General features: G+C 73.2%; 10 protein-coding genes. 4 read left to right on the top strand and 6 right to left on the bottom strand.

Annotation, left to right across the window (positions count from 1 at the left end; all coding sequences use genetic code 11):
• The first annotated feature begins 101 nt into the window (after nucleotides 1-101).
• Nucleotides 102-2,366, top strand: a complete 2,265-nt coding sequence (locus KIT14_10335) for a hypothetical protein (protein MCW5890939.1) — start codon at nucleotides 102-104, stop codon at nucleotides 2,364-2,366.
• 83 nt (nucleotides 2,367-2,449) lie between these two features.
• On the opposite strand, the gene KIT14_10330 is transcribed toward KIT14_10335, so the two are convergent.
• From KIT14_10330 to KIT14_10305, 6 genes are all read right to left on the bottom strand, one after another.
• Complete coding sequence (locus tag KIT14_10330; protein MCW5890938.1) at nucleotides 2,450-2,860, bottom strand: nuclear transport factor 2 family protein; 411 nt, start codon at nucleotides 2,858-2,860, stop codon at nucleotides 2,450-2,452.
• Between the two features lie 58 nt (nucleotides 2,861-2,918).
• On the bottom strand, nucleotides 2,919-3,749 hold the full coding sequence (locus KIT14_10325) for an AraC family transcriptional regulator (GenBank protein MCW5890937.1): 831 nt from the start codon (nucleotides 3,747-3,749) through the stop codon (nucleotides 2,919-2,921).
• On the bottom strand, nucleotides 3,722-4,867 hold the full coding sequence (locus KIT14_10320; protein ID MCW5890936.1) for an acetyl-CoA acetyltransferase: 1,146 nt from the start codon (nucleotides 4,865-4,867) through the stop codon (nucleotides 3,722-3,724). Before KIT14_10320 ends, KIT14_10325 begins: the two co-directional genes overlap by 28 nt.
• Complete coding sequence (locus KIT14_10315) at nucleotides 4,864-6,258, bottom strand: OB-fold domain-containing protein (GenBank protein MCW5890935.1); 1,395 nt, start codon at nucleotides 6,256-6,258, stop codon at nucleotides 4,864-4,866. The genes KIT14_10320 and KIT14_10315 overlap by 4 nt, the downstream gene beginning before the upstream one ends.
• A gap of 60 nt (nucleotides 6,259-6,318) precedes the next feature.
• Nucleotides 6,319-6,459, bottom strand: a complete 141-nt coding sequence (locus tag KIT14_10310; protein ID MCW5890934.1) for a hypothetical protein — start codon at nucleotides 6,457-6,459, stop codon at nucleotides 6,319-6,321.
• A 262-nt stretch (nucleotides 6,460-6,721) separates the two neighbouring features.
• Nucleotides 6,722-7,930: a cytochrome P450 gene (locus KIT14_10305; protein MCW5890933.1), complete on the bottom strand. Its 1,209-nt coding sequence runs from the start codon at nucleotides 7,928-7,930 to the stop codon at nucleotides 6,722-6,724.
• Nucleotides 7,931-8,102: 172 nt separating this feature from the next.
• Between KIT14_10305 and KIT14_10300 the strand changes: the two genes are divergently transcribed.
• The 3 genes from KIT14_10300 to KIT14_10290 are packed head-to-tail and all read left to right on the top strand — an operon-like array spanning nucleotide 8,103 to nucleotide 11,403.
• Complete coding sequence (locus KIT14_10300) at nucleotides 8,103-8,939, top strand: hypothetical protein (GenBank protein ID MCW5890932.1); 837 nt, start codon at nucleotides 8,103-8,105, stop codon at nucleotides 8,937-8,939.
• Nucleotides 8,940-8,971: 32 nt separating this feature from the next.
• Nucleotides 8,972-9,679 (top strand): type I 3-dehydroquinate dehydratase, encoded by a 708-nt coding sequence (locus KIT14_10295; GenBank protein MCW5890931.1) that lies wholly within the window; start codon nucleotides 8,972-8,974, stop codon nucleotides 9,677-9,679.
• 20 nt (nucleotides 9,680-9,699) lie between these two features.
• Nucleotides 9,700-11,403, top strand: coding sequence for a mechanosensitive ion channel family protein (locus KIT14_10290; GenBank protein MCW5890930.1), 1,704 nt, complete (start codon nucleotides 9,700-9,702; stop codon nucleotides 11,401-11,403).
• The last annotated feature ends 83 nt before the right edge of the window (nucleotides 11,404-11,486 follow it).

Genomic DNA, 11,486 nt, shown 5'->3' with positions numbered 1-11,486 from the left:
GCTATCGCAGGGGCGCGGGGACGGGGCAATCGCGCGGCAGGGTCCGCAGAGATGCGTATGGTCGCCGTGCGACGACCGGTGCTACGCCCCCTCGCCATCCGATGCCGCGCCGACGCCGCCGCTTCCTGGTCGCACTTCTGCTCCTCGCGGCCCTTGCCGCACCGCACGCACGGGCGGCCGACCTGCCGTCGCCGCCGCTCCCCGACTGCGCAGCCAACGGCCTCGTCCCCAACAACCTGACGGACTGCGAGGGAACGCTCGCCAGCTACCACGATCCCGCCGCCGTTCCGCGCCCCGGCCCGAACGGCATCGCGCTCGCCATCAGCAAGCGCGACGTCGACTTCCGCCGCGACGAGGACCTGCCCGGGCCGGCGCAGACGATCACCTTCAGCTACACGACCCCCGGCCTGCTCTCGGGCCCGGGGCCGGACGGCGGCACGTACTACGCGACCGCGCGCCTCGACTGGCCGGCGATGATGATCGACTTCAACGGCGCCCGCGTGAGCTGCCGCCAGGCGATCAGCCCGATCTGGGGCGGCGGCTGCGACGGCGCGCCGACCGCCGACGTGCCGAGCCCGGACTTCGCGTTGCTCGTGCGCCAGGGCGATTGCGGCCCGACGGCGACGGCCTGCACGTATCGCGTGACGTGGGGACCGTACGACCGGCGCGTGCGCGCGCCGATGATCTTCCGCCTGCGGTTCGATTGGTCGTTCCGCTTCGTCCTCCAGAAGAGCGACGGCACGTTCGACGGCTCGTGCGGCGCCGACCCGATCGAGGGCTGCGGAATCGGCGGCGGCATCAGCATCGTCACCTTCGCGACCACGCCCCCCGCGCCGCTCCACGCCATCGGCAGGGTCCGCCGCGTCGGCGCGAAGGCGATCGAGCTCGACGCCACCGGCTCGTTCCCGCTCGTCGAGCACGTCGCGTGGTCGTTCCAGTACCCGGTCGTGGGCGAGCCCACGAACCGCATCGAGCGCTCGACCGATCCCGTGTTCAGCTTCGACTTCGGCGAGATCGACGGCATTCCGGCCTCCTTCTTCCAGGGCACGGCGTTCGCGACGCTCGCCGTCACCGATCACTGGAACCGCACCGCGTTCGACTCCGTCCCGATCTCGTTCGCGGAGCCGGCGGGCACGGAAGGCCCGCTGCAGATGGCGTCGTTCACGCTCGTCGACGTCGACGAGGACGGCCGCGCCACGCTGGTCGCAGTGGTGAAGAACACGACCTCGAACCCGATCGAGAACGTCTTCGTGATCGGCACGGACGCGACGGGCCTGGTCTCCCCGAGCTCGACGCCCCAGGGCATCACGCTCGCCGGCGACGCCTCGGCGACCTTCACGGTGACGGTCGACTTCGACACCCGCCCCGAGCTGACGATCCGCGCCAGGGCCTTCGGCACCACCGACGACGGGCCGGTGAAATCGGCGCCGAAGTCGCAGCGCTTCGGCCGCGACGGCACGGCCGCCGGCGACACCACCGTCTCGCAGGCGAGCCAACCGGGCGACACCGTCCTGCACGTCGCCTCGAACGACGGCTTCGGCCCCGGCGACTACGTCCTCATCAACCCGACCGGCCCGAACGCGGAAGCTCGCAAGGTCGAAGCGCTCGGCTCGCTCGTCTTCACCACCCCGCTGGTCTACGCGCACGCCCCCGGCGAGCCGGTGCAGACCTTCGTCAACGACCTCGACACCGACGGCCCGACGATCGACGTGACCTCGCCGGTGGCGGGATCGGTCGTCTGCCAGGGCGCGACGGTGCAGGCGACGTTCACGTGCAGCGACGGGTTCGCCGGCGTGCAGACGTGCGGCTCGCCGGTGACGAGCGGACAGACGCTCGACACCAACGTCGTCGGCCCGCGTCTGACGACGCTGCGCGCGTGGGACATCGTCGGCAACGTCACCGAAACGACGGTGAGCTGGACGGTCGTCTCGGCGTCGGCGTCGGGCGGGTGCACCGTGCCGACCACGACGACGACGCAGCCGGGCGCCGTGACCACCACGACCACCCTCCCCGGCGCGACCACGACCACGACGCTGCCCCCGGCCGCCTGCGCCGGGGCGCGCGAGTGTCTGGCGGCGGTGCAGAGCCGCGCGCTGTGCGAGCCTCCGGTGCCGTCGAAGCTGCAACGCTTCATCGACCGCAAAGTGCGCGCGGCGCTGGCGAAGCTCGGCAAGGCGGCCTCCGCGTCGAAGGAGACGAAGGCGACCAAGCTGGCGTCGCAGGCGGGGAAGGTGCTCCAGGCGATCGTCAAGAAGGCGGGGGCGTTCGCCGCGAAGAAGAAGGGCGGCATCCCGGCCGCGTGCCGGGATGCGATCGCCGGGGCGCTGCAACCCGCGCAGCAGCGCCTCGGCGAGCATCGGCTGTAGTGTCTCGAGCCCGACGTCCGTTGCCGGAGATCGGGTGGGATCACGCCGCCCGAGATCTGGTGACGAGCTCCGGACTCGGGACACTACCGTTCCACCGGCGCGGTCAGGAAGTCGCGCTGGCGGACGATGCGCCCGTCGCAAACCTCGACGAGCATGGCCATTGCGATCTCGACGACGGTACCGCGAGGCGACGGCAGGCCGTCGACGCCGATGGTCGCGCTCCAGGCGCCGGTCCAGACGGCGCGATCGCCCTCCTCGACGATCACGTCGATCGCGACCCGACGGTTCCGGAAGAGGCTGCGGCCGAAGGCCGTCGCCTCGCGGAGCGTGCGAAGGTCGCCGCCTCTGCCCTCTGGCGTGAGCGACGTCGGCGACTCCTTCCAGTCGACGTCGGCGGCGTAGAGCCGCAGGAAGTCGTCGCTACCGTACGCCTCCGGCGAGCCGTCGTTGTAGAGCTCCACCCAGCGGCGGACGAGGTCGGCCGTAGCTCCCATCGTGGTCCTCTTTCGCTATTCGTAGGGCGGCACGTAGCCGGGAAATGACGTTCCTAATCTACTCCTGATCTCCGTCCGCCGCCCGCCGGCGCGCCCAGCGGCTCGGCGGCCGGCCGACGTGGCGTGAGAACGCGGTGCTGAACGCGCTCGCCGAGCCGTAGCCCACGCGCTCGGCGACCGCTTCGATGCCGAGGTCGCCGCGCGCGAGCAGATCCTTCGCGACCGCCATGCGCCAGGCGAGCAGGTACTCCATCGGCGACACGCCGACGGTGCGCGTGAAGCGCTCGAAGAACGCGGAGCGCGAGAGCGCGGCCGTCTTCGCGAGCTGGACGACGGTCCACGCGCGGGCGAGATGGCGATGCATCTCGCGGATCGCCGGTGCGAGGCGTGCGTCGGCGAGGCCGCGCAGGAGCCCCGGCGGCGCGTCCGCACCCGACGTCGCCCGCAGCGCGTCGATGAGCAGCAGCTCGACCAGCCGCGTGAGCGCGAGGTCGCTTCCCGCCTGCCGCACACGCGACTCCTCGCCGACGAGCCGCACCAGCAGCGACAGCCGCCGCGCGCCGCGCACGTGCACCATCTGCGGGAGCAGCGAGACGAGGAGCGACGCGTCGGGCGAGTCGAACGCGAAGTAGCCGCCGAGGAGCCGCACGTCGGGCCGCCCGCCGCGCGTGCCGTGGCGCACGGGGCCGGTCGCGGCGGCGGTGAGCTTCGCGTCGACGACCACCGGCGTCACCGGCACGAACCCCGAGAGCGTGAACCCCGGCGTCGCCGGCAGGAGCACGAAGTCTCCCGCCTCGAGCGTGACCGGCGGCTGCCCGTCGACCGCGAGCCGGCAGCGGCCGTCCAGCACCGTGCAGAAGCCTACGCGTTCCCCAGCACCACCACGCACGCCACCGCCCCCGGCCCCCCGACGTTGTGCGCCAGCCCGAGCCGCGCCTTCCGGAGCTGCCGCGCCCCCGCCTCACCGCGCAGCTGCGACACGACCTCGTAGATCATCCGCACGCCGCTGGCTCCGATCGGGTGCCCGAACGACTTGAGACCCCCGCTCGTGTTGATCGGGATGTCCCCGTCGAGCGCCGTGCGCCCCTCCTCCGCCAGCTTGCCGCCCTGCCCCTTCTCGCAAAACCCGAGATCCTCCGTGTTCGAGATCTCCGTCCACGTGAAGCAGTCGTGCACCTCCGCGAAGTCGATGTCCTTCGCCGTCACCCCCGCCATCTTGTACGCCGCCTGCGCGGCCTTCTCGGTCGAGCGGAAGCCGAGGTAGTCGAACGTGGGGTCGAAGTACGGCTTGCCCGTCTCCACCGCGAGCGCCGCGCCCTTCACCAGGATCGCCGGCTTCTTGAAGCGCTTCGCGAGGTCGGCGCGGCAGACGATCGCCGCGGCGGCGCCGTCGGTCGTGGGGCAGCAGTCGAAGAGGCCGAAGGGCGACGCGATGATCGGCGACTTCATCACCTGCTCGACGGTGATCTCGCTGCGCAGATGCGCCTTCTCGTTCTTGGCGCCGTTGGCGTGGTTCTTCACCGCCACCTTCGCGAGCGTCTCCTTGCCCATGCCGAAGGTGTGCATGTAGCGGTTCGCCGCCAGGGCGAAGAGGCCCGGCGCCGTGTTGCCGCGCGCCAGCAGCGGGTGGCCGAAGCGCGGCAGGCCGCGGCCGCCGCGGTCCTTCAGCTTCTCGGCGCCGAGGACGAGCACGACGTCGTACACGCCCGAGGCGATGGCGAGGCAGGCGTTGCGGAAGGCGTCGGTGCCCGTCGCGCAGTAGTTCTCGACGCGGGTGATCGGGCGGCCGTAGAGCCGGAGCGCGTCGCCGAGCGACGTCGCGCTCTTTCCGCCGCCGGGGCCCGGCATGTACGTCCCGAGGTAGGCGGCCTGGATCTCGTCGGGGTCGATGCCCGCGTCGTCGTAGGCCGCGAACGCGGCGTCGCAGATGAGCTCCTCGTACGTGCGCTCGTAGCGCTCGCCGAACTTGGTGCAGCCGATGCCGACGACGGCGACCTGGTCCTTCATGCGGGTCTCACCTTCCAGTAGTAGTTGCGATTGCCGGCGGCCTCGTGGAGACGGCGGAACGTCAGGCGCAGCGGCTTGTCGACGTCGATGTCGCCGTCGGCGCAGTCGGTGCCCTGGAGATAGATGCGGCCGCCGCCGTCGAGGTCGGCGATGACCATGGGCATCGGGTGCTCCGGGACCTGCGCGAGGTTGTCGATCGTGAACGTGAAGACCTTGCCGGTCTTCGCGAGCTTGTGATCGACCATGCCCTCGCGGGCGTGGCAGCCCTGGCAGACGACCGCCTGCGGGTACTGGACCATGCCGCACGCCGAGCAGCGGCTGCCGTAGAGGCGCGTGTCCTGCTTCAGCTCGCGCCACTCGATGTACGTCGACACGAGCTCGCCGGCGACCTCCGACGGCAGGACGCTGCGCGCGCGCAGCCAGCGCTCGTACGACTGCACCGGGATGCCGCCCGCGAGCCGCTCGGCCACGGGCACCGGCCGGCGCTGAGCGATGGCATCAGTCACGCGGAACACCAGCGCATCGGCACCCTCGCCGTAGGCGGCGGCGACGACGAACTCGCCGGGCTGCGCGGTCTCGAGCGCCTTGGCCAGAAGGACCAGCGGATCCGCCGACCCGAGCATCCCCGCCTCGGCCGCCAGCCCCGGCTCGAGCACCTTGGCGTCGACGCCGATCCGCTTCGCGGCGTCCGCCGCCGTGCGCCCGTCGGGCGCCGACAGCACGAGCCTCGCGACCTTCGCCGGCGGCAGCTCGGCCTTGCGCAGCGCGGCCTTCACCGCCTCGGGGACGTCGCGCGCGTAGCCGTACTGGTTGCCGAAGCGCGCGTCGGCCACCTGCACGTAGCGCTGCTCGTCGGTACGCCAGAGGTAGGTGAACTCCTCGGCCACCGACGCCGCGGCCACCAGCTCGGCGATGACGCCCTCGCGGCCCACGGCCAGCGCAGCGGCCCCGTCGCCGAGCTGCGCCTCCAGCTCCGAGCCCGGCTCGACGAGCCGCACGTCGGCGGCGGCCACCAGCGCGTGCGCCAGCCGCCCCGAGGCGACGCCGTCGCACGCCGCCGCCAGCGCCGCCACGCCGCAGCGGATGGAGCCGCCGAAGTCGGCCGTGGCGACCGCGCGCGGCAGGTCGGCGGCGGTCGCGACCACGCTCGCCACCTGCTTCTCGAGGTACGGCGCGCTCGTGCTGGCGAAGTAGAGCGCGTCGAAGCCGGCCGGGTCGGCGTCGCCGAGGCAGGCGAGCGTCGCGTCGACGGCGAGCGTCAGCGCGTCCTCGTCCCAGGCGGCGACGGTGCGGGTACCGGGCGCTGCGCGGCCGCCCCAGGCCTTGGCGATGTGGGCGCGCTCGAGACGACGGCGCGGGAAGTAGGTTGCAACTCGGGTGAGGCCGACCATGGAACGGCGACCTTAGTGCGGGCGGCGGCGCGTACGCAACGCCGGCCGACCCCAGGGCGGCTACGTCTCGCTGGCCTGTGCAGCCATGACCCGCTCGAGGTCCGCGATGCCCACGCGCACGCTGTCCCAGGCCTCCGCGAGCCCCGCCCCCTCGGTCGCGACCTGGAGCTGGTCGGCGAGGTGGCAGGTGGCTGCGGCCACCTCTGATGTCGGGGACGCGGGCGCAGGCGACGGCGATCGTCCCCAGGCCCACGCTGATCTGCGCCAGCACCACCCGCGCCTCCGGCTCCACGTCCCTGTCTTCCCGATTCCGCGCGGCGCGGCCGCCGGACTCCTGGGTGACGAACGTAGCGCGCCCCCCGCGGCAGGGCGTTGCACCGGGACGCCAATCCGTTGTCTCGTTGCGCCAACGTCCGCGGCCCACACGGCACGGCGCGATCGGCGGCCACGCCGCCGCGACCGATCATCGCCCGGCGAGCCGCAGCGTCAGCCGCGTCGGACCGCGCAGGACCATGGACCGCCGGTAGTCGACCGGCGCCCCGTCGCCTGCGAGATCCGGGAACCGCCGCAGGAGCGCGCCCACCGCCGCCTGCGTCTCGAGCCGCGCCAGCGCCGCTCCCAGGCAGAAGTGGACGCCGGAGCCGAACGAGACGTGGTCGTTCTCGCGCCGGCCGACGTCGAGCCGATCCGGATCGGGGAAGCGGTCCGGGTCGCGGTTCGCGGCGCCCAGTATCGTCGCGACCAGCGTCCCGCGGCGCACGCGCACGCCGGCGACCTCGCAGTCCTCGAGCGCGACGCGGTCGGTGAGCTGCACCGGACTGTCCCAGCGCAGGAACTCCTCGACCGCCGCCGGCAGCAGCGCCGGATCGTCCTGCAGCCGGCGGCGCTCGGCGGGATGGCGCAGCAGGCCCACCACGGCGTTGCCGATGAGGTTCGTCGTCGTCTCGTGGCCGGCGCCGAGCACGAGCACGACGAGCCCGATCAGCTCCGACTCGCCGAGCGTGTCGCCGCCGTCCTCGGCCGCGACCAGCGCGCTGATGAGGTCGTCGCGCGGCTCGGCGCGGCGCGCGGCGAACACGCGCGACATGTATGCCACCACCTCGTGGTAGGTGCGCTGGAGCTGCGCGAGGCCGCCGCTCGCCTGGAGCGGATCGAGGAGCCCGGTGAGGTCGTGCGACCAACGGCGCAGGCGGTCGCGGTCCTCGGGCGGCAGCCCGAGCATCTCGGCGATGACGATGACCGGCAGCGGATAGGCGAGGGCCTCGACGACGTCCATCGTGCCGCGCGCCGCCGGCGCATCGAGCAGCTCCTCGACCAGCTCGTCCACCCGCGGCTGCAGGCGCGCGACCATGCGCGGCGTGAACGCCTTGCTGACGAGGCGGCGCAGCCGCGTATGCCGCGGCGGATCGGTCATCAGCAGCGTCCCGAGGATCGTGTCGGCGAAGGCCGGATCGAGGTTGTCGAACGGCTTCATGCGCTGGAACAGCGTCGAGCGCTGGCGCTCCACCGAGAAGCGCTTGTCGTGCAGCACCGCGGTCACGTCGGCGTGGCGGGTGAGGATCCAGCCGCGCAGCACCTGGCTGAAGTAGGCCGGCGCCGCGCGGCGCAGCCGCGCGTAGAAGGGATACGGATCGGCGCGGTACTCGGGCAGGAACGGGTTGAATCGTCCCATGATCGGGTTGATCGCGCGCACCACCCACGGGCGCTCGAGCAACCGCTGCGCGACGCCGAGCATGGAGAAGCGCTGGCGCGGGGCGGGCACGGACGACGTCGCGGCATCCATCCGACGCATGGTGCCGAAGCCGCGCGCCGTGGTCGAGCGGTATCGCGCCCTCGTGGAGCCCATGCTACGACCCGGCGTCATGCGGTTGCGTGTGGTGCTGGGGGTGATGGTCCTGGGCTCGATGGTGGCGGGTATCGCCGTCGCGCAGGAGACGCCCCCGCAGACCCCTCCCAGCACGCCGTCCGGCTGGGCCGTGCTCGGGCGCGATGCGGTCACGCTCGGGCCGCGAAACCGGATCACCGGGCCGGCGGGCGTCACCGGCGGCGAGCTGCGTCTCCGGCGCCGGGCGCGCGTCTCCGCCGCCGCGGCCGCCCAGTCCATCCGACTTGCAGGCGGGGCCAGGGTCGGCGCCCTGTATTGCATCCTCGTCGTCGGCGGCAGCGGCTCGTGCAGCCCGCCGCCCGACCCGCTGGTCGACAAGGCGCTGCTGCCGGTCGTGCAGGCGACGCCGGGCGGCCAGGACATCAAGGTCCCGCGGCGTGCGCGCCGGCTCGAGGTCGATCCGGGTCGCTACCGCGACGTCGAGGTCGGCGCCGGCAGCGAGCTGCGGCTCGCGGCGGGCACGTTCGACTTCCGCTCCGTGACGCTCGGCGCCGGTGCGAGCCTGCTCTGCCTCGGGCCCTGCGAGATCGACGTCCGCCGCGGCTTCCAGCTCGGCGCCCGCGGCCACCTCGAGGCGGCGCCCGGCGCCGTCGCGCCCATCACCCTGCGCGTGCAGGGCGACAACAAAGGGATCGTGCGGCTGGGCGCCCGCTCGCGCGTCACGGCCGACGTCTATGCGCCGACCACCGAGGTGCGCTTCGGTGCGCGCAGCCGCCTCAGCGGGCGCGTCGTCGGCGAGGTCGTGAACACCGCGGGCCGCGTGCAGATCACGCATCCCGACGCCGCCACGCCTTGACCCTCCGCCGCCCGACGGATAGCCCGGCGCCCATGGGCGCGCGGCTGTCCATCGGTGCGGTGCCGCTCGGTGCGCACCCGGTGATCGTCGCCGCCGGCGGCGAGTCGGACGTCGATGCGCTCCTCGCCGCCGACGGCGCCCACGCCGTCGAGCTGCGCGCCGACCTCTTCGCGACGCCGTCGGTGACACACGTCACCGCGGCCCTCGAGCGACTGCGCGCCGGCGGGCGCCCGATCCTCTTCACCGCGCGCGCCGAAGCCGAGGGCGGCCGGCCGATGCCCGATGCACAGCGCGCCGCGCTCTACGACGCGGCGCTGCCGCTGGTGCAGGCGATCGACGTGGAGATCGCCTCGACGTCGCTGGCCGCGCGCCTCGTGCCGCAGGCCCGCGCGGCCGGCGTCCTCGTGGTGCTGTCGGCGCACGACTTCCTGCGCACGCCCGACGCGGACGCGCTGCTCGCCACCGTCGCCCGCGCCTTCGACGCCGGCGCCGACGTCGCGAAGCTCGCGGCCCACGCCGTCGCCGCGTCGGACCTGGCCGCGCTGCTCGCATGCACGATCGCGGCACGCGAGCGCGGCGTCGCGACGCTCGGCATGGGCCCGTGGGGACCGCTCTCGCGGCTCGTGCTGCCCGCCGCCGGATCGCTCCTCACGTACGCGTCGGCGGGCCAGGCGACGGCGCCCGGCCAGCTGCCGGTGGGCGAGCTGGCGGCACTGCTCGAGCGGCTCGGTCCCGCGTGACGTCGCGCGCCGCATCGCCCGTGCGGCGGTTCCTCGCGGCCGTCGCGCTGGTGCTGCTCTTCGCCGCGGGCCGGCCCGCGCTCGCGCAGCAGGCGCCGGGCACCACCGCCGCGGCGACCGCGAGCACCACGACGACGATCCCCGAGGAGGACGACGTCGGCTACGACAGCCCGCGCAGCACGATGCGCGGCTTCCTCTGGGCCGCCCGCGCCGGCGACTGGAAGACGGCCGCGACCCACGTCGACCTGCGCGATCACGCCGCGGGCGAGGGGCCGGAGATCGCGCAGCAGCTGAAGACGATCCTCGACCGCAAGCTGTGGGTCGACCTCGACGCGCTCAGCAACGACCCCGAGGGCGACAAGACCGACGGCCTCCCCGACCGGCGCGATCTCGTCGGCTCGATCAAGACGCGCGACGGCTCGGTGAAGGTGTTCATCGAACGCCTGCCCGGTGCCGCCGGCGCACGTGAGTGGAAGATCGCGCGCGTCAGCGTGCAGCAGCTGCCGGCGCTCTGGGACGAGTTCGGCGACGGCCCGCTCGCACGGCTGCTGCCCGACTGGTTCTTCGCCTGGCGCGTCTTCGACGTCCAGCTCTGGCAGTGGATCGCGCTCGCCGCGCTGCTGCTCGCGGCGACGGTGCTGGCGTGGATCGTCACCCGCCCGCTGCTCGCGCTCGGGATGTGGTTCGCGCGGCGGCACGAGTCGAAGCTCGACGCCGCCGTCGGGGAGCTCATCAAGGGGCCGCTGCGGCTCGCGCTCACCGTCGGCGTGTTCTGGGCCGGCATCTTCGCGGTGCGCCTGGCGCTGCCCGTGCACCGCTTCTTCATGGGGCTCCTGTCCGCGCTGCTGACGCTGGCGGTGACGTGGACCGTCCTGCGCCTGATCGACGGCCTCACGCGCGCGACGGCGATCCGCCTCGCCGAGCGCGGACAGACGGTCGCGACCTCGGCGATCCCGCTCACCCGCCGGATCGCGAAGACGTTCGTCGTCTTCCTGGCCCTGCTCGCGATCTTCCAGAACTTCGGCTTCGACATGACCGGCCTGCTCGCCGGCCTCGGCGTCGGCGGCCTCGCGGTCGCGCTGGCGGCGCAGAAGTCGCTCGAGAACCTGTTCGGCGGCCTGTCGCTCATCGTCGACCAGCCGGTGCGCGTCGGCGACTTCTGCCGCTTCGGCGACCGCGTCGGCACCGTCGAGGACATCGGCCTGCGCTCGACGCGCATCCGCACGCTCGACCGCACCGTCGTGACCGTGCCCAACGCCGACTTCTCCGGCCTCCAGCTCGAGAACTACGCGCTGCGCGACCGCATCTGGTTCAACACCACGCTCGGGCTGCGCTACGAGACCACGCCCGACCAGATGCGCTGGCTCCTGGTCGAGCTGAAGCAGGTGCTGCTCGACCACCCGAAGGTCGACCCGAACCCCGCCCGCGTGCGCTTCATCCGCTTCGGGCCGTCGACGCTCGACGTCGAGATCTTCGCCTACGTCCTCACCAGCGACGCGAGCGAGTTCCTGGCCGTGCGGGAGGAGATCTACCTGCGCTTCATGGACGTGGTCGCCGAGGCCGGGACCGGCTTCGGGTTCCCGTCGCAGACCTCCTACAACGCCATCGACACCGCCCTCGACCCGGCGCGCCAGAAGCAGGTCGCCGCCGAGGTCGCGAAGTGGAAGGGCCGCCCCCCGCAGCCGGATCGGCGGACCTCGGACGACGAGCCCCCGGCGGAGTGACGGCGCCGGCATCGACTTCTACATGGCGCCACGCCGTCCTTGACATGCTGCGGCATTCCCGTGCGATCTACCCGAGACATTCC

The organism is bacterium (assembly GCA_026129405.1).
Classification (GTDB): domain Bacteria; phylum Desulfobacterota; class Binatia; order DP-6; family DP-6; genus JAHCID01.
Note: the sequence above shows the minus strand (reverse complement) of the source record. Positions and strands in the feature narration are given on the sequence as shown.

Excerpts from the sequence above, each read along its gene's own strand:
- KIT14_10335 (MCW5890939.1), top strand. The coding sequence starts at position 102 with ATGCCGCGCCGACGCCGCCGCTTCCTGGTCGCACTTCTGCTCCTCGCG.
- KIT14_10305 (MCW5890933.1), bottom strand. The coding sequence starts at position 7,930 with ATGGGACGATTCAACCCGTTCCTGCCCGAGTACCGCGCCGATCCGTAT.
- KIT14_10300 (MCW5890932.1), top strand. The coding sequence starts at position 8,103 with ATGCTACGACCCGGCGTCATGCGGTTGCGTGTGGTGCTGGGGGTGATG.
- KIT14_10315 (MCW5890935.1), bottom strand. The coding sequence starts at position 6,258 with ATGGTCGGCCTCACCCGAGTTGCAACCTACTTCCCGCGCCGTCGTCTC.
- KIT14_10330 (MCW5890938.1), bottom strand. The coding sequence starts at position 2,860 with ATGGGAGCTACGGCCGACCTCGTCCGCCGCTGGGTGGAGCTCTACAAC.
- KIT14_10295 (MCW5890931.1), top strand. The coding sequence starts at position 8,972 with ATGGGCGCGCGGCTGTCCATCGGTGCGGTGCCGCTCGGTGCGCACCCG.
- KIT14_10320 (MCW5890936.1), bottom strand. The coding sequence starts at position 4,867 with ATGAAGGACCAGGTCGCCGTCGTCGGCATCGGCTGCACCAAGTTCGGC.